At 27.5% G+C, this 24,852-nt stretch carries 23 protein-coding genes; 10 read left to right on the forward strand and 13 right to left on the reverse strand.

What is annotated here, in order from left to right:
* The gene (nagB, locus tag BSV1_RS01920) at positions 1-807 is read left to right on the forward strand and encodes a glucosamine-6-phosphate deaminase (RefSeq protein WP_008882508.1); all 807 of its coding nucleotides are present in this window, start codon (positions 1-3) and stop codon (positions 805-807) included.
* A 62-nt stretch (positions 808-869) separates the two neighbouring features.
* Here the strand turns inward: nagB and BSV1_RS01925 are convergent, their stop codons facing one another.
* A complete protein-coding gene (locus tag BSV1_RS01925) occupies positions 870-1,481 on the reverse strand; it encodes a superoxide dismutase (protein WP_008882325.1) in 612 nt (203 codons plus the stop codon).
* A gap of 14 nt (positions 1,482-1,495) precedes the next feature.
* The gene (gene secA, locus BSV1_RS01930; protein WP_008882524.1) at positions 1,496-4,195 is read right to left on the reverse strand and encodes a preprotein translocase subunit SecA; all 2,700 of its coding nucleotides are present in this window, start codon (positions 4,193-4,195) and stop codon (positions 1,496-1,498) included.
* Between the two features lie 62 nt (positions 4,196-4,257).
* Here secA and BSV1_RS01935 point away from each other — a divergent pair, with 62 nt between their 5' ends.
* The 6 genes from BSV1_RS01935 (at position 4,258) to alr (ending at position 9,079) form a co-directional block, all read left to right on the forward strand.
* Positions 4,258-5,394, forward strand: a complete 1,137-nt coding sequence (locus BSV1_RS01935) for an LIC_12708 family protein (RefSeq protein WP_039949486.1) — start codon at positions 4,258-4,260, stop codon at positions 5,392-5,394.
* Between the two features lie 28 nt (positions 5,395-5,422).
* A complete protein-coding gene (locus BSV1_RS01940; RefSeq protein ID WP_008882661.1) occupies positions 5,423-5,857 on the forward strand; it encodes a hypothetical protein in 435 nt (144 codons plus the stop codon).
* Positions 5,854-6,270 (forward strand): hypothetical protein, encoded by a 417-nt coding sequence (locus BSV1_RS01945; RefSeq protein ID WP_039949488.1) that lies wholly within the window; start codon positions 5,854-5,856, stop codon positions 6,268-6,270. Before BSV1_RS01940 ends, BSV1_RS01945 begins: the two co-directional genes overlap by 4 nt.
* 153 nt (positions 6,271-6,423) lie before the next feature.
* The gene (locus BSV1_RS01950; protein WP_008882553.1) at positions 6,424-7,215 is read left to right on the forward strand and encodes a S2/P23 family protein; all 792 of its coding nucleotides are present in this window, start codon (positions 6,424-6,426) and stop codon (positions 7,213-7,215) included.
* 23 nt (positions 7,216-7,238) lie between these two features.
* Positions 7,239-7,913 carry a S2/P23 family protein gene (locus BSV1_RS01955; RefSeq protein ID WP_008882462.1) on the forward strand — a complete coding sequence of 225 codons (675 nt, stop codon included), beginning with the start codon at positions 7,239-7,241 and terminating at the stop codon, positions 7,911-7,913.
* Between the two features lie 47 nt (positions 7,914-7,960).
* Positions 7,961-9,079, forward strand: a complete 1,119-nt coding sequence (gene alr / locus BSV1_RS01960; RefSeq protein WP_008882805.1) for an alanine racemase — start codon at positions 7,961-7,963, stop codon at positions 9,077-9,079.
* Here alr and BSV1_RS01965 read toward each other — a convergent pair.
* Positions 9,071-10,672 carry a hypothetical protein gene (locus tag BSV1_RS01965; RefSeq protein WP_008882377.1) on the reverse strand — a complete coding sequence of 534 codons (1,602 nt, stop codon included), beginning with the start codon at positions 10,670-10,672 and terminating at the stop codon, positions 9,071-9,073. The genes alr and BSV1_RS01965 overlap by 9 nt on opposite strands.
* 76 nt (positions 10,673-10,748) lie before the next feature.
* Here BSV1_RS01965 and BSV1_RS07085 point away from each other — a divergent pair, with 76 nt between their 5' ends.
* Complete coding sequence (locus BSV1_RS07085; RefSeq protein ID WP_002657037.1) at positions 10,749-10,916, forward strand: hypothetical protein; 168 nt, start codon at positions 10,749-10,751, stop codon at positions 10,914-10,916.
* A 26-nt stretch (positions 10,917-10,942) separates the two neighbouring features.
* On the opposite strand, the gene BSV1_RS01975 is transcribed toward BSV1_RS07085, so the two are convergent.
* The 4 genes from BSV1_RS01975 to malQ form a co-directional block, all read right to left on the reverse strand.
* Entirely contained in the window at positions 10,943-12,691 is a 1,749-nt protein-coding gene (locus BSV1_RS01975) for a hypothetical protein (protein WP_008882609.1), read from the reverse strand.
* An 80-nt stretch (positions 12,692-12,771) separates the two neighbouring features.
* Positions 12,772-13,758: a calcium/sodium antiporter gene (locus BSV1_RS01980; RefSeq protein WP_008882573.1), complete on the reverse strand. Its 987-nt coding sequence runs from the start codon at positions 13,756-13,758 to the stop codon at positions 12,772-12,774.
* Between the two features lie 27 nt (positions 13,759-13,785).
* Positions 13,786-15,630, reverse strand: a complete 1,845-nt coding sequence (locus BSV1_RS01985; protein WP_008882409.1) for a putative glycoside hydrolase — start codon at positions 15,628-15,630, stop codon at positions 13,786-13,788.
* 119 nt (positions 15,631-15,749) lie between these two features.
* Positions 15,750-17,270 carry a 4-alpha-glucanotransferase gene (malQ, locus tag BSV1_RS01990; protein WP_008882416.1) on the reverse strand — a complete coding sequence of 507 codons (1,521 nt, stop codon included), beginning with the start codon at positions 17,268-17,270 and terminating at the stop codon, positions 15,750-15,752.
* Between the two features lie 141 nt (positions 17,271-17,411).
* On the opposite strand from malQ, the gene BSV1_RS01995 reads away from it, so the two are divergent.
* Positions 17,412-18,581 (forward strand): OmpA family protein, encoded by a 1,170-nt coding sequence (locus tag BSV1_RS01995; RefSeq protein WP_039949490.1) that lies wholly within the window; start codon positions 17,412-17,414, stop codon positions 18,579-18,581.
* 11 nt (positions 18,582-18,592) lie between these two features.
* Here BSV1_RS01995 and BSV1_RS02000 read toward each other — a convergent pair whose 3' ends face one another.
* Positions 18,593-18,970: a TraR/DksA family transcriptional regulator gene (locus BSV1_RS02000; RefSeq protein ID WP_008882447.1), complete on the reverse strand. Its 378-nt coding sequence runs from the start codon at positions 18,968-18,970 to the stop codon at positions 18,593-18,595.
* A 168-nt stretch (positions 18,971-19,138) separates the two neighbouring features.
* Between BSV1_RS02000 and infA the strand changes: the two genes are divergently transcribed.
* On the forward strand, positions 19,139-19,360 hold the full coding sequence (gene infA / locus BSV1_RS02005) for a translation initiation factor IF-1 (RefSeq protein ID WP_002556767.1): 222 nt from the start codon (positions 19,139-19,141) through the stop codon (positions 19,358-19,360).
* A 47-nt stretch (positions 19,361-19,407) separates the two neighbouring features.
* On the opposite strand, the gene BSV1_RS02010 is transcribed toward infA, so the two are convergent.
* Genes BSV1_RS02010 through BSV1_RS02030 form a run of 5 tightly spaced genes read right to left on the reverse strand, consistent with a single transcriptional unit; the run spans position 19,408 to position 24,850 of the window.
* On the reverse strand, positions 19,408-21,411 hold the full coding sequence (locus tag BSV1_RS02010) for an SH3 domain-containing protein (RefSeq protein ID WP_008882596.1): 2,004 nt from the start codon (positions 21,409-21,411) through the stop codon (positions 19,408-19,410).
* On the reverse strand, positions 21,405-21,992 hold the full coding sequence (locus tag BSV1_RS02015; RefSeq protein ID WP_008882793.1) for a tetratricopeptide repeat protein: 588 nt from the start codon (positions 21,990-21,992) through the stop codon (positions 21,405-21,407). The genes BSV1_RS02010 and BSV1_RS02015 overlap by 7 nt, the downstream gene beginning before the upstream one ends.
* A complete protein-coding gene (locus BSV1_RS02020; protein ID WP_002662817.1) occupies positions 21,974-22,960 on the reverse strand; it encodes a vWA domain-containing protein in 987 nt (328 codons plus the stop codon). The genes BSV1_RS02015 and BSV1_RS02020 overlap by 19 nt, the downstream gene beginning before the upstream one ends.
* Entirely contained in the window at positions 22,957-23,958 is a 1,002-nt protein-coding gene (locus tag BSV1_RS02025; RefSeq protein WP_039949491.1) for a vWA domain-containing protein, read from the reverse strand. The genes BSV1_RS02020 and BSV1_RS02025 overlap by 4 nt, the downstream gene beginning before the upstream one ends.
* A complete protein-coding gene (locus BSV1_RS02030) occupies positions 23,945-24,850 on the reverse strand; it encodes a hypothetical protein (RefSeq protein WP_008882598.1) in 906 nt (301 codons plus the stop codon). Before BSV1_RS02030 ends, BSV1_RS02025 begins: the two co-directional genes overlap by 14 nt.
* Positions 24,851-24,852: the final 2 nt, after the last annotated feature.

Raw genomic sequence — 24,852 nt, forward strand, 5'->3', positions numbered from 1 at the left:
ATGAGATTAATAATCAGACCCACATACGAAGACATATCAAAATGGGCGGCTAATCATGTAGCACAAAAAATTAAGGAATTTTCTCCAACAAAAGAAAATCCATTTATCCTTGGACTTCCAACAGGAAGCTCTCCGATTGGCATGTACAAAAACTTAATTGAATTGAATAAAAGTAAAAAAATTTCATTTCAAAATGTCATAACTTTTAATATGGATGAATACATAGGAATTGAAGAAAATCATCCTGAAAGTTACCATTCATTTATGTGGAACAATTTTTTTTCCCACATTGACATTAAAAAAGAAAACATAAATATACTAAACGGAAATGCTTCAAATCTCAAAAAAGAATGTGAAGAATATGAAAAAAAAATCAAATCTTTCGGGGGAATAATGCTTTTTGTAGGGGGAATAGGCCCCGATGGTCACATTGCTTTTAATGAGCCGGGCTCCTCCTTAACATCAAGAACAAGAATTAAAACCTTAACCCAGGATACAATTATTGCTAATTCAAGATTTTTTGAAAGCGATGTAAACAAAGTTCCCAAAAATGCACTAACTGTTGGAATTGGAACCATCATGGATTCACAAGAAGTTTTAATAATAGTAAATGGACATAACAAAGCAAGAGCATTAAAGCATGCCATTGAAAAAGGCGTTAACCACATGTGGACAATTAGTGCACTCCAACTGCATAAAAATGCAATCATAGTATCTGACAAAAATGCAACTTACGAATTAAAAGTTGGAACGGTAGAATACTTTAATGACATAGAAAGAGAAAACTTTAACAATGACTTAAAATAAATCGCTTAAAATTTTAAAGTAAAATACTAAATATAGAATTGAAAATCTTTATTAAATAGAGGCTAATTGATCACTTCATTGTAAACTTTTGAAACTTCTTCCCAATTTAAAGCCTTTAAAAATGCATCAACATATTCAATTCTTCTATTTTGATATTTAAGGTAATAGGCATGCTCCCAAACATCAATACCTAAAATAGGCTTATAAGAATTCATCAAAGGACTATCCTGATTGGGCATTGAAATCACTTTAAGGCCACTCTCAGGACACAATACTAACCATGCCCAACCACTTCCAAAAATTTTCATTGCAGTATCTTTCAAATTGGCCTTAAGAACATCTAGACTTCCAAAAGCTGCATTAATATCATCTTTAAACTTTCCAAAAAGATTGTCCTTATTTCCTGGCCTTAAAGTTCTAAAATATAAAGTATGGTTAGAATAACCACCAGCATTATTTCTTATTAAAGTTTGAAATTCTTCTGGAAAATCATAAATATTTTTTAATATGTTTGACACATCTGTTAAATGAATTTTTCCCATTTTTTCCAAAATAGAATTCAAATTCATTACAAAACCATTATGATGCTTGCTATGATGAATTTCCATAGTTTTAGCATCAATATAAGGCTCAACAGCATCATAATCATAACCAAGTTCTGGCAGCTTAAACATAAAAACCTCCTGTTTTAACTTTTGCCATGACAATTTTTATATTTCTTCCCACTTCCACAATAACAAGGCTCATTTCTGCCTATTTTAGGAGAACTTCTAACCACTTGAACATTAGAAACGCTTTTATTCTCATTAATAACAATTCCAGAAAGTTCTTTATGAATTGGTTTAACATTCCTAGACTTCTTTGTTGACTTAAAATCGGAAGAATTGCTATCCAATTTTAACTGAAGAACACGCCTTATGGTAGAAACTTTAATGTCTTTAATAAGCTCGCTAAATATTGAAAATCCCTCTTCTTTGTATTCTGTGATTGGATTTTTATTAGCATAAGACCTTAAATAAACAGCCTCTCTTAAAGAGTCTAAATTTGCAAGATGTTCCTGAAATTTAAAATCAATATTTTTCAAATATTCATATCTTAAAAATCCATTAAAAAGATCCCTACCAATCAAATTTTCTTTTTCATCTAAATTTGCTTTTGCTATTTGCATTAGCTTAGCCTTTAAATCAAGAGAATTAATATTTTCAATAGAGCCAAGACTCTCAAGCATATAAGCAAAAATTGAATTTACTTCATTTAAAAAAACACTTGAAACTGTGCTACTTTTTGTCCCTTCAAGCAAAAAACTAAGATATTCTTCTAAAGCAACAAGAATACGATCCTTAATAGCTATATCTTCAAGAATGGAGTTTCTCTGAGCATAAATAAAATCTCTTTGTTTTGTAATAACATCGTCATACTCTAACAAATGCTTTCTAATTTCAAAATTTCTGTCTTCTACTCGTTTTTGAGCATTAATCAAAGATTTAGTTAAAAGAGAATGTGTAATAGGCTCTCCTGTTGCCATTCCAAGCTTACCCATTAATGATCTTAGATTGTCTCCAGCAAAAAGGCGCATTAAATCGTCCTCAAGGGACACATAAAATCTTGAGCGCCCGGGGTCACCTTGTCTTCCACTACGACCACGAAGCTGATTGTCTATTCGCCTTGATTCGTGACGTTCACTACCAATAACATAAAGCCCACCAAGACTTTTAACCTCATTATAGTCTTTCAGGTAATTTTCTCTCTCATTTTTAACAGCCTCTTGAAATTCTTCAAGGCTTACATTAGTTCCGATTTTTTTTCTAACTCTGTGCTCAATATTTCCCCCAAGTTTAATATCCGTACCACGACCAGCCATATTTGTTGCTATTGTAACCGCATGCTTTGCTCCAGCTTCAGCAATAATAAATGCTTCTCTAGAATGATTTTTTGCATTAAGAACTTCATGCTTAATCCCTCTACTTTTAAACATGGCTGATAAAATCTCAGATTTTTCAATAGAAACAGTTCCCACCAAAACCGGTTGGCCCTTTTTGTAAGTTTTATAAACCTCATCTGTAATCGCATTAAATTTAAATTCTTCCGTATAATAAATAGTATCATCCTCATCTATTCGCGCTAACAATCTATTTGTTGGAACTACAACTACATCAAGATTATATATTTTATGAAATTCTTTAGCTTCTGTATCAGCTGTACCTGTCATGCCAGAAATTTTATCAAACATTCTAAATAAATTTTGAAAAGTAATAGTTGCCATAGTCTTATTTTCATTAGCAACTCTAACTCCCTCTTTAGCCTCAATAGCTTGGTGAAGCCCATCTGAATATCTTCTCCCTGTTAAAACTCTCCCGGTAAATTCATCTACAATCTCAACCCCAGAATCACCAACAATATATTCTCTATTTTTTAAAAAAAGCAAATGCGCTTTTAAGGCTTGAGTCATATAATGAACATAATTAAAATTTGAATCAGTATACATAGACCCACTAATAATGCCTTTAGAAACTAAAAGCTGTTCAAGATTATTAAGCCCTTTGGCAGTAAAAGAAATTCTTTTGGCTTTTTCATCAACAGTATAATCACCATCAAGGTCGTCTATTTCTAAAGGATAATCACCTGTTTTGGGATCCTTGGAACATTCTTTTAAAAAAGATACAAGAGAATTAACTTCAAGATAAGCATTAGTGTTGCCTTCAGTAGGCCCTGAAATAATCAATGGGGTTCTTGCCTCATCGATCAAAATAGAATCAATTTCATCAATAATACAATAATTAAACTTTCTCAAGGATTTTTCATTCAAGTCATAACGCATATTATCTCTTAGATAATCAAATCCAAGTTCATTATTTGTAACATAAGTAATATCTTTAGCATATTGAGCTTTTCTTAGCTCATAATCCATATTAGATAGAACAACCCCCACGCTAACACCCAAAAGATCAAAAACCGGCTTCATCCAATTGGAATCACGCTCTGCAAGATAGTCATTAACAGTAACAATAATAACCCCATCTCCTGTTAAACTATTTAAATACGCCGCTTGAACTGAGGAGAGAGTTTTTCCTTCTCCTGTTTTCATTTCTATTATTTTGCCTTTGTGAAGGGCAAGACCTGCAATGATTTGCACATCATAAGGCCTTTCTTTAAGACGCCTTCTAGCAGCTTCTCTAGACAGAGTAAAAGCTCGCTCTAAAATATTCTCTAAAGAATTACCCGATTTTAATTCATCTTTAAGCTTTTCTGTCTCCTTTGAAAAATCTTCATCTGCCAACAATAATGCCCAACGCTCAAGCTTATTAATATTTCTTAAAGTCGGAAGATAATCTTTTAAATCTCTTTTACTTTTTGAGCCAATAGTTGTCTCAAGTACTGCTTTTAACATGGTAGGTATTAATTCTCCTAAATAATTGACTTAAAGTCATTTTAAATAATAATATAAAAAATATGAAAAAACACTATAAAGCTCTTATACTAAGCCTGCTTTTTGCAATTATATCATGTAATACTAAAACTTTAAACGAATTAGGAGAAGAACAATTTAAAATACCATTTGGAACACTTCCTGGTGCAATAATGCCTTTGAATAACAAATTTACAAATTCAAAATTTGATATCAAAACGTATAATGGGCTAGTGTACATTGCAGAAATAAAAACAAATAAATTAATGATTTTCAACTCATATGGAAAACTAATACAAACATATCAAAATGGAATATTTAAAACAAACCCCGATTTAAAAATAAAAAAAATAGATTTTGAAGGAATTCAAGCAATATACCCACTAAAAGATTTTATTATTGTCGCAGACAAACTAAATAATAAAAAATCAAAATTCAACCAAAAAGAGAATATTGCCTACTTCATGAGAATACTAATACTAAACAAAAACTCATCTGTAGAAATTTTAGGTCAAGAAGGTTTAAACGGAATGCCATTTCCACAAATTTATGATGTTAATGTTGATGAAAATGGCAACATTGCAATAATATCAATATATAGCGAAGGATATATAATATATTCTTACAATAAAGAATTTTCCCCGCTTTATAAAATTTACGTCAACAAAAACCTGTTAAAAACAATAGACAATCAAAAGAAAAAATACAACATTTCAATAGATAAGGTTTTTTTTGAAGTCAACAAAAAAACTCTTTATGTAAAAACTACTTACTATGAAAACATTGGTGACAATGAAAATATAAATGATCTTGGAATTAAAATTAAAGATCAATATATCTATAAAATGAGTTTGAAAAAAAACAAAGAATTAGAAGTAATAAATAAAATTGCTCTTCCTAAAAACTTACTAGATGATAAACAAGAAAGCTTTATAAACATTATAAAAATACAAAAAGACAAAATAATAGCATCTACTAATATGAAAAATTTATCTAACAATTTAATATGGAAATTAGACAGCAAGGGTTTAATTAAAGAGCAAATAGCTTTAATTGAGCCTCCAAATTTAATGTTTCTCTCTGAAAGTTTATCTAAAGATGGAATACTTAGTATACTTTATGGCGGAAAAACTGGCGTTAGTGTTTACTGGTGGAATTTAAATGCATTATTAAAATTATAATTATAGTAAGGTTAGATTTGCAAATACAATGAAAAAGATTAATTGCAATCAAAAACTAGAAATCGAATACCAAAAAAAAATGAAAAAACATATCATTATTGGGATAATCTTTGTTGTAATTCTTTTATTTTTTAAAATTTTATTAATTCCCAGAATTCAAAATCACGAAAATAATAAAAATAATATCAAAATGATAATAAGCTACAAGCAAGACAAAAACAGATTATCGCTAAAAATAAACATAAAAACAAAAAAAACTTCCAACCTGGGAAAAGCCAAACTAGATATTTATCTGGACAGTAAATTAATTGAAAGCAATTTGCTTTATATAAGCAGTAAAAACTTTACAACATATGCTAATATAATCTATCAAAATGAAAGTTTATTAAGTATAATATTAAAGAGTAATGGCAATAATAATGTCTTTTATAGTAAAAGAATAAAACCTAGAGGTAAAATATGATACAAATATACTTCATGTCTGTTTCACTTAACATCTTAGGGGGAATAATACTTGCATTTCCAATATTAATAGAAAAAATAAGCTTTTTCAAAATTTTTGAAGATTTTGTAAATTTAATAAACGATAACAAAAAAGTAAAAAGCATTTTTGGATTATTATTTTTAATAACCAGCGCCCTTGAAATAATCAAGCCCTACAAATTGCCAATAATTGGAAATTTGATTCCAGCTGTAAGTTTATTTTTAATTGGATTTATCTTGTTTTTAAAACAAAAATTACCTACAGAAGTTCAAAATAACAAAAAATATGGAAAATTTAAATCAATACTTGAAAGCAATCAGCAAATAATTGGCATTATATCAATCATTATAGGAATAATTCATTTTTTAGCAGCAGAAATACCTTTATTGTAAGATATTGAAAGATTAAAAATAAAAATGCAATTTTTAATAAAACCAAAAGCGACTTGACTTTGACATAAGCATTCTATATTATTACTATGATTTAATGTAAATTTTAATTACCGCCTCAAAAAGGCTTTAAATGGTATAAAGGAAGAAGATATAATGATATTTAGAACATGTAAATATTTGGAACTAATAATGCTGCCCATGTTAATGCTGAGTTGCGCTTTTTTTAAGAAACCACAATCTGTACATCAAGACAGCAATACTGGCAAACCAATAAGTGATAAAAAAATACATTTAAAAAATTCACAACATACATCTGTACATCAAGAAAACGAAACTGGCAAACCAATAAGCGATGAAAAATTACATTTAATATCAGGCAAAATTTCAAATAAAAAATTGCCAATCATAAATGGTAATCATGACGTAACTTGGATAAAAACAAAGGCAATGAAAATCTTAGACGAATATGGAAAAGAAATACCAGAATTTAAAAACAAATTTGGATATTCTTATATACTATCTCCTATAAAAATGGATGGAGAATATAGTTATTACGCGTCACTATTAATGCTTTTTGAAACAACTAAAAATGGGGATAAAGAATATGAAATTGAAGATATTAAATTTGTAACAGCTGGTTCCACCCTAGAACTTAAAAATTCTCTTCTAGCTGTTGAAAATTCACAAGAAGAAGGATATGTTACTGCATACCCATTTGGAATATTAATGAGTGACGAAATTAAAAATGCTTTTAAATTAACACATAAAAATGGTCATTGGAATTATATGCTTGCAGATTTAACTGTCAAAAATAAACTTACTCAAGAAACTAAAATTTATAAAATTTCTCTTAATTCAAAATTAATTATTGAATTTTTAAAAGAAGTGCTAAAAGAAAATTCTATATTAAAAGACATAACTGGAGATTTATTTGAAGATATATAAATAAAAACAAAAGGAAATATCTTATGAACATTAAAAAATTTATTTTAACCTTGATAATTCTTTCTCTAGCTAAAAATAGCTTTTCTGAAAACGAAATTAATATCTTCGAAAACGAAAATTATATTGTAAAAGAAAATATAAAAACAGAAATTAAAAAACTAAAACAAAGTTTTTTACTTGCATCTGTTGATGTCGCCATTAGCCAACCCTACATGGAATTGGCAGACTTAAATGGAGAACCAATAAAAGAACTTGAGGGGATTAGTTATTCATTTATAAATGTATTTTCAAAAATTGGATCTTCTGCTATTATTTCATTTGACCTATCAAACGAAGCTTCCAAGAAATATAAAATCACAAAATTAGAATTTTTAAGTCCAGATAAAGGCAATTTTATTAACCGGCTAAGCAGCCTTACTAGTGGAAAACAGCAATCAAAAAAAGAGCTTGCAAAAGACGCTTACTCATTTGGCACATTAAAAACTGAATCTCTTTCAAAAACAATTGCAGAATATTATAAGGATAACAACTGGTATTATATTTTAGCAGCAATAACAGTAGAAAATAATATAAATAAAGAAACTGAAAAATACGAAATTAGAATTAACCCTAAAATATATAACGATTTTCAAAAAAAAATGAGATTACATTTTAAAAGCAACCAAATAAAAAAATTTCCAATACCCATTATAGAATAAACTACAAATTAATAGAAAAAAGATTTTCACTTCTCTAAGAGAGCTAAATGTATAATAATAAAACAATGGGTAGCAACAAAACAATAATAATAAATTTAAATAATTTAGAACATAACTTAAATTTAATTAAAAATAAAATTGGCGAAAAAGAAATAGTAGCCACCTTAAAAGGTGACGCATATGGTCACGGGCTTATAAACATCTTTAAATTTTTAAAATCAAAAAAAATAAATTATTTTGGACTTTCTAATATTGAAGATGCTAAAACACTTAAAAAAATTGATAAAAATATAAAAATATTGATGTACATTAAAGTGGATAAAAAAGAAATTAAAAATTTGATTAAATTTGAATTAGTACCATTTGTTGCTGATTTTGAATATCTATTTTCAATAGAAAAAGAATGCGCATTGCAAAAAAATAAAATAAAAGTCCACTTAAAAATTGATATCGGAATGAATAGATATGGAATAAAAATAGATGATGCCCTTGAAATAGCTACATATATTCAAAATTCAAAATTTCTAGAACTAGAAGGGGTCTGCTCACATCTCCCATCAACAGAAAACTTTAAAACCACACAAAAGCAAATAGAGCAATTCTTATTTTTTTTAGAAACACTAAAACAAAAAAATATTCATCCCAAATTTGTCCATATTTCTAATTCGGGACACATTATTAACTACAAACTAAGTCCACAATTTAATATGGTAAGACCAGGCCTTATTCTTTACGGTTACTGTCAATCACCAAAAAACAAAAAACCTGCTTTAAATTTTAAACCTGTATTAAGCTTATTTTCAAAAATAATATTTATCAAAAATGTCAAAAAGGGTGAAAAAATTTCATATTCGGGTATATTTCAAGCCAAAGAAGATATGAAAATAGGAATTATTCCAATCGGATATTTTGATGGAATACCTCAAAATATAAGTAATGATTTTTATTTTTTAATAAACAATAAAAAATGTAAAATAAGGGGAAAAGTTTGCATGAATCTGGCAATAGTAGAAATTCCCAAAGACCTAAAAGTTAAAACAGGTTCAAAAGTAGAAATTGTATCAGAAAAATTAAGTATAGATGAAATGAGTAAATTTTCTAAAAGAAGTCATTATGAATTACTATGTAATATAGGAAAATACGAAAAAAGAAAATACTTAGATTAAATTGCCCAAAGAATCAAATTTTTGAAAATCTATTAAATTGCCTCTAGAATCATAAATCCACTTATAAATTGAAAATCCCCCAACATCATCTCTTAATCTCAAATCCGGGCCATGATTAGACTGCTTTGACATTTTCCCAAATTTATTATATTCATATTTATAAACACTAACTCCATGAATATCATCCTGCAACTGTCCCAAGCTGCCAAAATTTTTTTGAGAAATAAGCCTATTTTGTTTATCATATTCATATAAATACTCAAAAACAAAATTACAATCAGCAACCAAAACTCCATCCTTAGAATAATTTTTCTTGGAAATCATATTGCCATTAGAATCGTAACTAAATTTATACTTTGAAACTCCTTCAAAATCATCTATTGGATTAACAAAATCCCCACCAAAATGTTCTTGAGCAATCAAAAATCCTTCTTTGTCGTAAGAGTATCTATAAATCATCACGCCTTTAACATCAGCTATTAAATTAAAATTTTTATCAAAAAAAATATTTTCTATTAGATAAAAATTATCATCATATTTATAACTATAAATAGCAATACCCTTAAAATTATCCATTATTTCATACTTTTCCTCATAAACAGTAGGAATATCTCTATTATAGTTTTTATTGATCTTATTACTGTAGTTTATTATTCTTTTTTCATTATTTTGGATATAAAAAATAGTCTTCTTCATGGCATACCCATTTTGACTGATTGTTAAATTATTATTATTGTCGTAATTATATTCCTTGTAATAGCAATCTTTATCTTTAAAATAATATTCATAGCGATAAATTGCTACATTATTTTCATCAGGAGTCAAGTTGTTATTAATATCATAATTTAAAATCTCAATAACTTTTCCATCAACATCATAATGATATATTTTAGTAGCTACAGAAAATAGATTTGAAACAGCATAAGCCAATTTATCAAGATATTCCTCTTTAATAAGATTATGATTAGCATCATAAGTTAATCTAAACCCAAAAGTACCATTTTTTGATCTTACGATATAACCATTCTCATCGTAATACAAAACCGTTTTAACAAATTTGGTATGATCATAGCTGATCTTTGTAAAATACACATTATTTAAATCTTTGATTTGAATCCCTGATTCATTAAATCTGTAAACACTAAACTCTCTCTCATTGTCGTATAAAAAATGATAATAAGAAACATCATATTTATCTCTAACCATTTCATTAGATCTATTATAATTAAAAATATTTTTAATCCTGCCATCACTCATATACTCTATATGTTCAATATAAACACCATTATTGTTTTTAAAAGCAAATCCCCTATTTAGAAATATGCGCCTTTCGCTGCGCTTGGATCTTTCTATTTTAATTTGGCTTGCATTAAAAAAAGAAGGCATTAAAATACTAAGCTTACCAATATAATCAACTAAAATAAGATTATTATTGCGATCATAAGTAAATTTATATCCGTACTCTTCCTCAGATTCTTCTTTTGTAATCTCATATTTACCCACTATACTGTAATTAACAGAATAATCTGCAAACCTATAGTAAACTTCTTTTGAAAAAAGAGGAGCACTAATAAAAAATATTATAAATAACATGAATAAATTCCTTGATAAATCAACCCTATTTTGATAGATTTTATTATACAATAAATCTATCAAAAGGAGCTTTAAAATGGCTAAAATTTCCAAAAACGCTCAAAGAGTGGGTTCAAAAGAACTAATAAGTCGATGGGGAGGAAAAATTATAATGAAATCAAAATTTGAAAATGGGAAAATAAAGCATTATGCAGAATGTCAAACTTCAAAAAATACAGCAAGAAAGCCAAGGGATTTATTTTAACAAATAAATCCGCTTACTTACAAACGCTATTTTTTTTGTATCCTATCACTAAATTTGACCCAAGCTTCATCTTGCTCTTGTTTTGTATAGCTCTTATTTGCTACTTGCTTAGACGCTGTGCCCTTCTTGGGGAAAGAATTTCTAACTTGCTCTTTTATTTCCTCTCTTTGTTTTCTAATTTTTTCCAATTGTCTTTTAACTCTTTCATTTGAATCAAAAAGACCGCTTCCACTTTTATTCAAACCAGCTCTAAAATCCAATCTAGACAAAGCCTCTTTATAACTTTGATGTTTGCCTGTCAAAAACAAAACAATTCTTTTAAACAAGCTTAAATCTTTATAAGCAGCATTTAAAATCGAATACAAATCAAGTTTATATATTTTATATAAGGGCAACAATTCATTACTATTCTTAAAATATTTTGCTGCTTCAACTTTAATCAAATCTTTAAGATGAACCTGAACACTTTGTGTTTTACAAACTCTCCTGTAATGAGAAACAATAAGATCAAGAAACTTAACTTTATTTTTTAAGCAATACTCATTCATAATATATCTAGATACCAATCTACTTAGAACTCCTTCTAAACCTTCTTCTGTGAAAATAGAAGAAGGATCATCCCCAAAGCTAAGAATTTTAAATATACTAGCCTTCAATTCACTATTAAGAAATTGCAAAACCTTTTCATATTCTTCTAAAAAAAACTCATATGCAAAAGGCTTGTACAAATAAAAATTTTCTTTTACTTGAAATATTTTTGGCAAAATATCATGAATTTTAGATTCAAAAAAGTACATATTAGCAACTAACAAAAAATTTTCAGGATCGTTTAGCCCTTCAGAATAAACTTTTAAAATCCCAAAAAACTCTTCTGTATCAATTGAGCCTTTTTTAAACTCTAAAGTCTTTTCAATTGCTTTTAAAGATTCATCAATTTTAACAGCTTCTATAGCCTTAAGCTCTTCTAAGTCTTTTTCATTTTTAATAAAAAGATTAAGAAACTCTAAAAAAACAAAATAATTTTTTGAAAAAGTAATTCCTTTTTTGCCAAGAACTTCATCCTTGATTTCAATTATGCCGGAGAGAATCTTAGAAATAGCACCAATAATATTCTTGCCCTCTTCTAAAGTTTTCTCATAATCAATAAGCTTTAATCCTTTTATTCTAACGAAAACATCTTTTACAACATTATTAGAAGCAATATTAAAAAATATTTTTTTAACAAACTCAATAAAATATAAAGCCCTGCTCGATGGAATTATCAATGATTTCCAAACTAATATTTCTTTCAATTGTGATTTTGTTTCAAAAAATTTATAGTTAATATCTGAATCTGTAATAGTTATAAATTCATTCTTAAAAACCAACAAACTAGATTCTATATTCTTAACAGTAAGCAAAGAGCTAAAAAGCTCTATTCCTATATAAGTTTTCAAAAATAAATCATCAATAGAATAATAATAAAAATCATAACTGGCCTCATCGGTCAAAATTATACTGTCTGGCAAAAATTCTCCATCAGTTGCTATTCTATTAGTAACTATTCCTCTTTTAACTTCATAAAGTTTACGAAATAAAAAATCAAGCTCCCCTTTTAAACCTCTTACTTTTACAGAATGCTCTTCTATAAAAGAAGAATAATCTATAGCTTCCTTTTTATAAGACAAAATAGTTTTCAAAATTGATTTTTGGGTATCAGAAGATATTCCTAGTTGAGAAATCAAAATATCCACTTCTTTGCTACTCATATAAAAAATTTCTGGTAATTTTTTCATATTGTTCCTTATATTACATTTAAATAATAAAACATATTACATTAAAAATATATTAACAAGTCAAAATTAAGATCAAATAATCAATAAAAGTTAAATAACATTAAATTATATAAAAAATATAAAAGCAAAAAAATTAAAGAAATGCCCCTACCAAAAACCCCTTTAAATTTAACCACTAAAAATAAAACTAAAGTTATAAATACCATTATACTAAAATCTAAAATATAAATATTTTGCAATAAGATAGGTCTGAAAAAACTACTACTAGCTAAAATAAATCCGATATTAAAAATATTACTACCAATAATGTTGCCAAATGCAATGTCTGATTCTTTTCTAATTATTGCAAAAAGAGATACAACAAGCTCGGGAACACTTGTCCCAAAAGCTACAAGTATAATTCCAATCAACTTTTCACTAATATTAAAAACATTGTTGGCAATGTAAAGAGCTCCATCTACCAATAATTTCGATCCCAAATAAAGAAAATACATGCTAATAGCAAAACTTAACAAGTTAAAAAATATAAAGTTAAAACTCTGATTTAAATTACTTGCACCTTCTTGGAAAGAATTTTCCAAGCTGGCATGCGCTTTTTCTTCTTTATAAAAAAGCAACAAATAGGATAAAAATAAAATTAAAATACTAAATGAGCTAAAACGATTATAAGGTGTTACAAAAAAAGAGTAAGATCTAAAATCAAATGAAAGCAATAAAAGAAGAAACATTAATAAAAACAAAAACATAAAAGAAAGTTTAAGTCTTTTAAAATCTGCCTTAATCTTTAAAAAGAATCCTGCTAAAGGCAGAGCAAGCAACATATTAATAATATTGCTACCAATAACATTAGAAACAACAATTTCGTTTTTACCCTTAAAAGCTGCCACCAAACTTGTAAAAAGCTCTGGAGCACTTGTTGAAAAAGATACTATTGTAACTCCTATTAAAAGTGTTGGGACTTTTAAATAAGTAGCAATACCAACTGAACTTTTTAAAAGTAAATTACCACCAAGATACAATAAAAAAATCCCAAATCCTACGTAAAAAAATTGAATTAAATGTTGCAAATAAATCTCCTTTACAAGAAACAATAATTAAAAAGAATCTAAATATTCTTTTAAACTACCTTTAATCATATAATAAACATTAGATGCATTCCAAAGACTAAAGCCACTACCAAATGACTCTTTGATTCCTTTAAGCTGAAACTTTAAATACTCCAAATAAATCTCGTCATCCACCAATCTTTCTTTTCCCAATAAAAAAGCTTGAACATAAGGTCTAATAACAACCCCATCTAAAGAAAAAGCAAGCGCTCTATCACTTCCCTCTTTATAAAGCCTATAAGCTCTTTTTGTGTAATAAAAATTGCTTGGCAAAAAATCATCAGTATAATGCGAAGGATAAAACATAGGAGATATAACGTCAACATAATCTGATAACATTGAAATATTTTGCCCAATACTATTGGTGGGAAACCAGCCATTGTACCCATAAATATCAACAGAAATAGGAACATAAAGCTGTTCTCTTGCCATAATCAAAAAAGATTCAAGTGCATCAACAGGTTGCATCTCATGCTTATTCATTCTCGAGATTGCAAGAGACACGGGCCCATCTGATGGAAATCTAATATAATCAAACTGTATCTCGTCAACTCCAAAAGATTGAATTTCTTTTGCGATAGAAATATTATATTCCCAAGTAGCAGGAGAAAAAATATCTACCCAATGCTCTACTTGTACATATTTCACAAGGCCACTAGAATCAACTTTTTTAATCAAATGAGCCCAAGGTTTATTGGTTTTTTTATTCCAAAGAGCGTGTTTAAAATTATCATAATAATACAATTTTGAATCTTTAAATACAACACATCTAGCAATAACATAAATTCCAAGCTCTTTTGCTTTTTTAAGAATATAGGGAACATCAATAAAGTTTTTAACAGATCTCAACTTATTGGGCAAAGAAAGCTTACTAGAATAAGTCAAATTACCATTATCATCTTTAAAATCAATTACAACGGCATTCATACCTGAATCTTTAATAAATTTAAATCTTTCATCAACTGCCCTCTTATTACACAATGTATATGCTGTTAAATAAATAGACCCTTTATTTTTAGCAAGCCGCATCCTTTGTGATTTTTCAAAAAAATCCTGATCCTGCAAAGATAATTTTCCAATAAATACCCATTGCCCATTAATATAAGAATAAAAATGATTGTCATATGTTCTGACTAAAATTTTTTCTACATTCTTGCTAGATAAGTCTAAAATACGTATTATTTGCTTTTTAAAAGGAAAAGATATTCTTTTAATAAATCCACTTTTCTGACTAATTAAAAAAATATCTCCATAAACTCCAGAGGAAAAATATAAATTATTTGTCTCTTCTTTTGAAAATTCAATAGCACTAATAATATCGTAATATCCTGCACCTAAATAAATCTGCGGAATCAAACGATTTAAATTTTTAAAACTAATAGCTCCATTAACACTAATATAAATACCATGAATCGCAGTTCCAATAGCAATACGCTTGTAATCTCCTTGAGAAAAGGCACTAGATGTAATATATGCACCGCTATTAAATTTATCAATTCCCACTAATTTTCTAAAATTTTTTGAATAATCATAAGAAACATAAAGATTGTTACTTGTAGTCAAAAATGAACTTGAAGAATAAACATCCTCATAAATAGAAGTAATTCGACTAGGAACAAGCTTATGAAAAGGGTAAACCCACCTAGAATTTATCCCATTGACTTGAACTTTGGTTATTTTCCCATTAACATTTTTACTTAAAAATCCTTTATGAACAAAAAATAAACTATATTTTTTAAAAAATTCTTCATCGGTTAATGAATATATACTAAAAACCTTAAAAACAAAAAAGAAGAAAATAACTACCCAATAGATAAAAATTTTCATATACATTAATACATGATACTTGCAAATGAAAAAATATTAAATAACAGTGATTTTTATTTGAACAATTGGATCTCAATTAAATTTAAAAATACCTAAATTTTATAACGACTTTGCTCTTAAAAATCTTAAGCCCTGCCATAAAGCCTTGTAATAAAACTTATATTTTGACTCAAAGTAGTATCTAAATCACTTTCTAATAATCTAAAAATACAATTATCTAAAGTGCTTTTTGGGATATTTACACTAAATTTATCTCCTAAATTAATATAATCTTGCATTGGCACTATCACATTATCAGAAACACTACCCATAGCACTTCTTATCATGTCCCAAACAACAAAATTTTCATTTGTATTTAAATAATCAAAAATGTACTTTTTATGCAAATCATCTAAAGAATTAATAAACTCTCGTATTGTATCATTATCACCACTTCCTGTGTAAACTATGCAATTTTTAATATAATTATGAGGAAGATTTTGATTGCTTGAATCAAAATCAAAGGCAAGATTCATTATTTTCATTCCTGGAAAATTAAAAAAATCTCTTAGTCTTGAAACATCTTCAAGATCATTTTGAAAATCTTCAACCCAAATTTTTAAATCTTTAATTTCATTTAAAATAAAATTGAAAAAATCTCGTCCTGGCGACTTTACCCACAACCCATTAAAAGCATAAGACTCACCCGCACTAACCTCCCAAGTAGAAACAAAACCTCTGAAATGATCAATTTTAATTATATCTGCATACTTTCTTAAAACCTCGATCCTTTTTGACCACCATTCATACTTAAATTTCTTTAAAACATTCCAGCTATAAGCTGCACTATCCCAAGCTTGCTCTTGTTCTAAAAAATAATCTGGAGAAATTCCTGCAATCTTATCTTTGCTTGCATCAAATCTTAGCTTAAAATATTTTTGGTGTGCCCAAACATCAGCAGAGTCATATGCCATAAAAAAAGGCACGTTCATAATTAGCTCAATCCCCTTATCATTTGCATAGCACTTTAAAGCTTGAAACTGTGAAAAAAAGAAATACTGCAACACCTCTTGTACTTTAATCTCTTTTGAAAGGATATTTCTCAATTTAAATAAATCTTTTTCATTTCTTTTAAGAATTCCTCTATCAAAAAGAACATTAAAAGCATTCTTTGACTCTTTAAAAAAATATTCTTTAAACGCAACAAAACTTGCAAAATCTAAAAGCCAATAAGAAGACTTTTTTTTAAATTTTTCAAAGCTTCTAACCTCATCAGCCGAAGCTCTATTAATAAAATTTAAAGCGGCTTCTTTAAGAAATTTATCTTTAAAACTTAATTTTTTTAAATCAGAATACCTGGTTTCATTTTCTTTTAAAAGGCTTAAATCTGAATCTATAAATTTGTCAAGGGCTTCTAAATCAATATAATAAACATTGCCAGCAAAAGCCGAAAAAATTGAATAAGGGGGAGATCTTGTAAAATCAATAGGGGAATAAGCAAACATTTGCCAATAACTTTGAGAAGATGCAAACAAAAAATCTATAAATTTATAAGCTCCTTTTCCTAAATCTCCAATGCCATATTTAGATGGTAAAGAGCTTATGTTAAGCAAAATACCACTTTTTCTTTTTAAGTTTAAATTAATCCTTATTTTTTTATATTTCATATAAAACCTCTATTAATTAATAATTTAAATAAATTCCCACTGTGTTATAAATTATAATAAATATCAGATCAGAACAACATATTAAATAGCAATTTTTAAAAAAAAATTAGAAATTAAATACTTTTATGATAAAATCTATTAATGAATACCAAGGCGACTACACCATTGTTGCTATTATTTTTAGTTCAAAGCTTAGCTTTTTCTTCTGAAATCTTTGAATTTAAATACATTAAAGGTTCAAAGTTTAGATTAGAAGGCACAGATAATCAAAAAATATATTTCAATGGCCATTATAATTCAAGCTCTAATACCAATATTCAGATTTCAAGTGAAATAAAAGACATAAAAGAAAACTTTGCAAGCATTAAAGCTTTTTTTAGAATCTTAAAAAGAGAAAATATTAATGAACCTTACCTATTAAATGAAGAGTTTGAAGAAATCTTCAGCGTAAATAAGCAAGGAGAATATACAATGGGAGCAAATCAAAAAAGACCTTCTGTTAGAGGCATTCCAAGATTTCCAAAAACACCAATCAAAATAAATGAAAAATGGTCATATCCTGCAGAAGAATATATAGAAGCGTCAAAAATAGACAAAAGTATAAAAGATTTTGTTGTAAAATTTAATGTTAACTACCAATATAAAGGCAAAGAAGAGCACAATGGCAAGCATTACCATATAATTCTTTCGAATTATGAATCACAATACAATGTAAAAAACATCTCTTTCTATCAAAAAGTAGACCAAAAAATTTATTTTGATAATGAAATTGGCAATACATATAAATACAGCGATAAATATATATTTGAAATAAATCAGAACAACAACCAACATTTTAAAATGATTGGAAACTCTCTTGGCAGAATAGTTTCAATTGAGCTTCCAAATGATAATCTTATTGAAACTGAAGTTGAAAATTACATCCGAGAAAAAAAAATAAAAGCTATTGAAGTTGAAAAAAACAATAAAGGTATTAATTTAAGCTTCGACATTGAATTTTATCCTAACTCATTTCAAATACTACAAAAAGAATATAAAAAAATTGACCTTATAGCTAAACTTCTTGAAAAATTTAAAAAAAATAACATACTAATAGAAGGACATACTGAACAATTTGGATTGGAAGAAGAGATGCACGAGCTATCTGAAAAAAGAGCTCGTGCAATTGGAAATTATTTAATAAAAATGAAAGTAAAAGACAAAGACCAAATACTATTTAAAGGATGGGGATCTCAAAAACCAAAATATCCTAAATCTTCCCCATTAAAGGCTAAAAATAGGCGAGTAGAAATTACAATATTAAATAACTAACTTAAGATATATCATCTTTTGTTCTTTTTTTCTTTTTTTGTCTGACAACTAATACACAAAAAAGCATAAGGAATAGCTAAAAGTCTCTCCCTAGCAATCTCTTTTTCACAAGCCAAACACTTACCATAAGAATTTTGAGAAATTCTATAAAGAGCTTGATTTATTAAATTCAACTTTCTCTTTTCAACAAAACCTAACGCTTCAAGATTATTTCCATCCATATTATCAAAAGCAATATCGACAACATCCTTTGGATACATGTCATTATTAATTATTTCTTTTTTGCTATTTTCTACAGACTTAATAGAATCTAATATCTCTCTTTTTTCAGCTGAAAGAAATTTTTTGATCTCTTCAATAAACTCATGCTCAGAAACAGCTTTTTGCATGATACCTCCTCCCTATAAATTACATTTTTAAAAAACTTCGTGTAATTATATACACAATTTCTTATAATGTAAACAAAAAATAATGCTTTTATTCTTAAAAAGAATAATTGAAATGATATGTTTAATCATGTAAAATTTATCCTATTAGAGAAAATTATGGAGGTTGTCTTGAATATTAAAGAAGAGGCTATTGAAACTGAAGGAATTGTAAAAGAATCCCTTCCAAATACCATGTTTAGAGTAGAGCTTAAAAACAAGCACATTGTACTTGCCCATCTATCTGGCAAGATGCGAAAACATTTCATAAAAATAGTTCCTGGTGATAAAGTAAAAGTTGAGCTATCTCCTTATGATCTTACAAAAGGTAGAATAGTATACAGGGAAAAATAAAATTAAACCCTTTTAAAAAATTTTCAAGTGTTGTAAATATTTATTTTTTAGATCAAATCATCTTTTAAGGACACAACAAAATTCTTGTGAATCCAGCCTTGAAGCCCATAACTTGTTTCAATAAGAACAAAATCGTCTTTGCTGTCAAGAATATAAACACTTGCATTTCCTTTTAAAAATCTCCAACTCCTTGAAAAATTGTCAGGAACTTTATAAAGAGAGACTAAATCACCCTTAATTATTCCTACTTCAGATTGTTGCTCATAATAAAAATAATATGTTTCAAACATAGTAAAACAAACCGCAGAAAAAAGTAAAAATATAATTATTTTTTTCAAATTTTTTGCCAAAAATCTATAAGAAATAGATACAACTAAAAAATTAATCAAAAATAAACTAATAATAAAAAAAATATTAGAAAAAATAAAACTATTGTTGCGAACATTGTCTGTAACTCCATTTTTAGCTTCAATCAAATCAATAACTTTATAAGAGGTTTCATTATTAGGAGAAGCCAAAAATGCCTTATAAGCTGAATAAATAGCATCAAAATCTCTATCCATTTTACTTAAAACAAGGGCTCTATTTAACCAAAGTCCTGAATAATTTGGATATTTTTTAAGAATGTTATCAATCTTGATAAGTGTGGCATCATAATTTTTAGTATTATAGTTTTCAATCAAATCATTTATATTTTTCTCTGACAATAAACCATCATTTACAGCATTTAAACTAATGCCAACAGCCAATATTAAAATAACCAGCCCAAAGCTTGATGCTGCAAAAAATTTTTTATAGTTAATTAAAATAATTAAAGATAATAAAAATCCTGGAATCAAAAGTAAATAATAGTATGAAACAAAAAATAAAAAAGTTTTATTTTTGTAATTCAAAATATCGGCATAAGATAATAGTTTAAAATCAGAATCTACATTATTTTGTGCTCTATTTATGCTGTTAAACTCTCCTGAATATTCGTACTTCAATTTTTTCCCTTTAAGGGTATAAACTGTATCATTATCAGGATTTAAATAATTAAAATCACCAATATTTAAAAATACACTACCTTTGGTGTCGGGCTTAACTGTATAAATTTGAGAAATACTACCCTTGTATCCATTTTTAGAAGGCTTAAAGCTATAATTTTTCTTTTTATTAAGAATTTTAGAATTATAAGTTTCAATCTCTGGAAAGTAAAAATGTGGGAAATTCCCTTGACCTGTAATTTTTATTAAAATAGTAAATATATCTTGCTCAATTGTCGAATAAGTTGGAGTCTCATAATCAATTCTAAAAGTTCCTACTGCTAAAGATTTAACCTCTCCAGGAATTGGTTTAACTTTTAATAAAAGCTCAGGGGTATTCCTAACAAGGCCAGAACCAATATTAAAAGAAAAACTGGGAATCAAAACATTTTTTGAGCCCTTAAGAGGAGTTAGTACAAAGTTATAAAAAGGTACATCTAAAATCTCTTTATTATGAAAAGTTCTATATTTAATATCCCCAAATATAGGCATCTTTTCAACCATTGCATCCTTAATAGCAGGCAAAGATCCAGACATTTCATTAGAATTGCTATCTGAAAGCCAATTTGAGCGCAAAATAAATCCAATACTTTGATATTCATAAATTTCTTTCTTATCAAGATCCCAATATAAATCAACTGGCAAACCAAAAGAATTTATTTCATCAGCTCTTAGCACACTAACTTCAACTTCTGAAGATATATAAAAATCACCCTTATAAATTACTTTTAATGGAGGAATTTTAATAAATCCCAGACTCTCAAAAAGATATTCAACCCTGATCTCAATAAAAGAAAAGTTATTATCCGTTGTCCTAGATATTGATAAAACATTGGAATTGGATTGAACTTCTTTGTTTATTTCAACTTTTAGTAAACTTATGTCAATATCTTGCAAAGGATTATTAAGCCTTACAATCTGAATAAATTTGTCGCCCTTTAAAACTTTAATATTTTTAACAAAATCAATACCCGTAAGCGAATAAAGTCTTGCGATTGAAAAAAAATAAATAAAAAATATTACCAATCTTCTTTTGGAACAGCTAGATTCTCGTCCATTTTTCTCAACCATACAACCCTCTCAAGATTTTCAATATACCTTAAAAAATTTTCATTACTTTCAACAAAATTTTTACCTTTTTCTACACTTAAAGAATTCAAACTATCACGCACCGTTCGTTTTTTTATTATTGCAAGTTCAAGATTATATTTAGCATTATAACTGCTAGGATTAATCTTTAAAGCTTCCTTGAAAGCCACCTCGGCCTTATGATACAGCCCTTGATTATAGTATATTACTCCCTCGTTATAATTGACATTAAAATTTAAAAAAATATCATTAGTCTTCTTAGCGTAAGAGAATATTCTAAGAGAACTTTCATACTCCCCCAAAGAATAATATACAACACCAAGATTGTAATATCCCCAAGCAGAATATTTTTCATCCTCTACAAGATTATAATAATTTGAAATTGCATTTTGATAATTTCCTCTAACATATTCGTAATTACCAATAGCCATTAAAGACATGGATTTAACATTTGAACAAGACAAAAAACCTAAAAACAAAAAGCAAGAATATAAAATTGCTAAAAAGTTTCGTCCCACTTTATCATCCTGACAAATAAATACATAAAAATAAACAACAATGAAATAACCAAAAAAATTTTATATCTTGATACATCAACAAGTATAATGTCGTTTGACGTTCTTCTTATTATACCATTTCTTATATCATTGACAACAAAGTTAATCCCTTTTAAATACAAGTTATAATATGATCCCTTAAGAGAAGAGGCCAGAAGAAGTAAATTTTCTTCATTTATCCCAGTTTTAACAAGATTCCCATTTTTATCTTTAATGCTTAAATTTTGATTAAATAAAACGGGATTACTCCCGCCAATCCCAACCACAAAACTTTCCAATTTTAAATTATTGACAAATTTAGAAAATCTATAATAATTATTTTCCCCCCAATCATCGCCATCTGTTAAAATAACTAAAAAATTATAATAAGAGTCATCCTGCACATTAGAGATTACACTAAAAACAGCATCTCCTAAAAAACTCCCAGGAGAGCTTATTAAATCAGGCTCTATATAATTTAACATCTTGTTTAAACTGTTTTTATCCTTAGAAAAAGGTAAAACCAATATAGACTTACCTTTAAAAATGGTAAGGGAATATTCTGCATTCTCAAAATTACTTAAAATTAAACTAATCATATTTTTAGCACTCTCAAGCCTATTAATAATTTTACCTTCATCCACACTTAACATGCTACGAGAAATATCAAAAATAAAAGAAATTCTCAATTTATTTCTTTCATCCTCAACAGCTCTTTGTCCCCAAGAAATATCCAAAATGGATAAAATTAAAAAAATCAAGCTAAAAATAAAAAACATTGACATTAGAACTTTTTTAATGTAGTAATTTTGAATATAAGAATTGTCCCCATACATAAAACTTAAGGTTTTAAAAAACGGAATATTTCGTCTAAAATCAAGCACACATACAAAAAAAATAAACAATAAAACTAAAAAAAAGTATAAAGCACTATAATTATTTATACTCATAGTATCTCTTTTAAGAAAATTTTTGAAAAAATAAAATAAATAAGCAATAAGCAAAACGCTAAAACTAAAAATTCTTTATAAATATCTTTATTGTCCACAGCTATTTTAATTTTTCTCTCCAAATTTTCCTTTTTTGAAAAATCTTGAATTGCAAATTGAAAAGAAAAATCATCATTAACCGAATAAAAAAGCCCCCCCGTTTTATTTGAAATCTCCACAAGCATACTAGGATCATAAACCTCTTTAAAACTTCCCTGATAAAATTTTCCAGACCTTAATTTAAACTCAACACTAAATTCCTCAGAACTTCCAATACCAACAGAATAAATCTTAACATTTAAACCTTGAGCAAGATTGATCACTTGATCTTTATAAATCTCATCTGAATTAACAACCCCATCTGTTAAAACCACTATTGATCTTTTAAGGGCCTCAGAATGCTTTAAATGAGACAGCGCAATAGAAATACCTAGTCCTAAAGCAGAACCATTGCCAAGATCCATAATATAAATATCATCTAACTTTTTATTAAAAAATTCCCTATCTGTTGTTATAGGCACTACTATTGAAGCATCTTTTGCAAAAGCTACTAAACCAATATTATCATTTTCACGTTGAGAAATAAAACCTCTAATCAATTCTTTTGAAAACTCAAGTCTATTCTTGGAAGAAAACTCAACAGCCCCCATACTAGGCGATATGTCAAGAACAATGACAATGTCAGCACCAGCACTAAGATGTATCATCTTCTTTTTTGAAACTGAAGGACCTGCTAAAGCAAACACCATAACCATTGCAGCTAAATATAAAAAAAAGTAAGTAAAAAAATACATCAAATTTAATCTATAATCCTTAAGTTTTAAAGAATTGAAATTGCCGTAAAGCGATATTGGAAACTTTATCTTGCCTCCTCTATTTTTAAAAAAATGATTAAAGTAAATTATTAAAGGAAAAATTACTAATAAAAACAAATATAAAGGCTCATTAAATGTCAACATTAGCACCTCTATTAAATTCTTCAAAATTCGATGCTGCCGTTCTTAAATCCTCTAAAACAAACGACAAGCCATCAAATACCAAATCAACACCACTAAATTTACTAAAATCAGAAAGTCTTAACGTATTAATAAAAATTGAGCGAATCTCGTAAGGAACCTTAAGATCTTGCAAAATTATAGAAATTTCTGTTGTAGTGATTGCATTAAAATCAAAACCTGTTTTTTTAGATAAATAAACTCTTAAAGAAGAATTTATTAAATTATAAAATGCACTTTGATCCCCACCATCTCTAACGTATTTAGACAAAATAACAAACTGCCTCTGCAATACTTTATAAGGTTTTTTAAGTCCGTGCTTAACTATCAAGTAAATCAAAAGCCGATTCAAAAGCTTTAAAAGCTTAATAATTAAATAAGGAATCAAAAACAAAACAAAAATGAATAAAAACAAATAGGTGCTTGTTCCAGGAATAAATAAAACGCCTTCTATATTTTTAATTTTAAAATCAGAATTATTAGATACCAGCTTATCTGTATTGATTTTTATATTCTTTAGAATAACCTTGTTTTTCTTACCATTGCTAATTACATCACCAATATAAATAGAGGGAAGAGAGCTACTTCCAATATAAAAAGAAACAAAATTAACTATTATTTCATTTGTTGTGTTATTAAAACTAATCGAATTTACTTCAACAAATTCATCTTTAATATTAATATCTTTAAAATCTACAGGGAAAAACTCTTCACTACCATTTAAAATTAATGAAACTTTAAAATCAACAGAATCACCTACATAATAACGAGTCGGCATAAATATTTCATTTTTTATTTCATAAGAATACAAAGATAGGGTTAAAAAAAGAAAAAGATTTGAAATAGCTCTCTTCAAAA

Origin of the sequence: [Borrelia] finlandensis (genome assembly GCF_000181875.2) — a bacterium.
Classification (GTDB): domain Bacteria; phylum Spirochaetota; class Spirochaetia; order Borreliales; family Borreliaceae; genus Borreliella; species Borreliella finlandensis.

Bases quoted from the DNA above. Each gene is read 5' to 3' on its own strand.
- BSV1_RS01940 (WP_008882661.1), top strand. From the start codon at position 5,423: ATGAAAAAGATTAATTGCAATCAAAAACTAGAAATCGAATACCAAAAA.
- alr (WP_008882805.1), top strand. From the start codon at position 7,961: ATGTATAATAATAAAACAATGGGTAGCAACAAAACAATAATAATAAAT.
- BSV1_RS01975 (WP_008882609.1), bottom strand. From the start codon at position 12,691: ATGAAAAAATTACCAGAAATTTTTTATATGAGTAGCAAAGAAGTGGAT.
- BSV1_RS02020 (WP_002662817.1), bottom strand. From the start codon at position 22,960: ATGAGTATAAATAATTATAGTGCTTTATACTTTTTTTTAGTTTTATTG.
- BSV1_RS01935 (WP_039949486.1), top strand. From the start codon at position 4,258: ATGAAAAAACACTATAAAGCTCTTATACTAAGCCTGCTTTTTGCAATT.
- malQ (WP_008882416.1), bottom strand. From the start codon at position 17,270: ATGAAATATAAAAAAATAAGGATTAATTTAAACTTAAAAAGAAAAAGT.
- BSV1_RS02025 (WP_039949491.1), bottom strand. From the start codon at position 23,958: ATGTTGACATTTAATGAGCCTTTATATTTGTTTTTATTAGTAATTTTT.
- BSV1_RS01985 (WP_008882409.1), bottom strand. From the start codon at position 15,630: ATGTATATGAAAATTTTTATCTATTGGGTAGTTATTTTCTTCTTTTTT.
- BSV1_RS01925 (WP_008882325.1), bottom strand. From the start codon at position 1,481: ATGTTTAAGCTGCCAGAACTTGGTTATGATTATGATGCTGTTGAGCCT.
- BSV1_RS02000 (WP_008882447.1), bottom strand. From the start codon at position 18,970: ATGCAAAAAGCTGTTTCTGAGCATGAGTTTATTGAAGAGATCAAAAAA.
- BSV1_RS07085 (WP_002657037.1), top strand. From the start codon at position 10,749: ATGGCTAAAATTTCCAAAAACGCTCAAAGAGTGGGTTCAAAAGAACTA.
- BSV1_RS01945 (WP_039949488.1), top strand. From the start codon at position 5,854: ATGATACAAATATACTTCATGTCTGTTTCACTTAACATCTTAGGGGGA.
- nagB (WP_008882508.1), top strand. From the start codon at position 1: ATGAGATTAATAATCAGACCCACATACGAAGACATATCAAAATGGGCG.
- BSV1_RS01950 (WP_008882553.1), top strand. From the start codon at position 6,424: ATGATATTTAGAACATGTAAATATTTGGAACTAATAATGCTGCCCATG.
- BSV1_RS01995 (WP_039949490.1), top strand. From the start codon at position 17,412: ATGAATACCAAGGCGACTACACCATTGTTGCTATTATTTTTAGTTCAA.
- BSV1_RS01955 (WP_008882462.1), top strand. From the start codon at position 7,239: ATGAACATTAAAAAATTTATTTTAACCTTGATAATTCTTTCTCTAGCT.
- secA (WP_008882524.1), bottom strand. From the start codon at position 4,195: ATGTTAAAAGCAGTACTTGAGACAACTATTGGCTCAAAAAGTAAAAGA.
- BSV1_RS01965 (WP_008882377.1), bottom strand. From the start codon at position 10,672: ATGTTATTTATAATATTTTTTATTAGTGCTCCTCTTTTTTCAAAAGAA.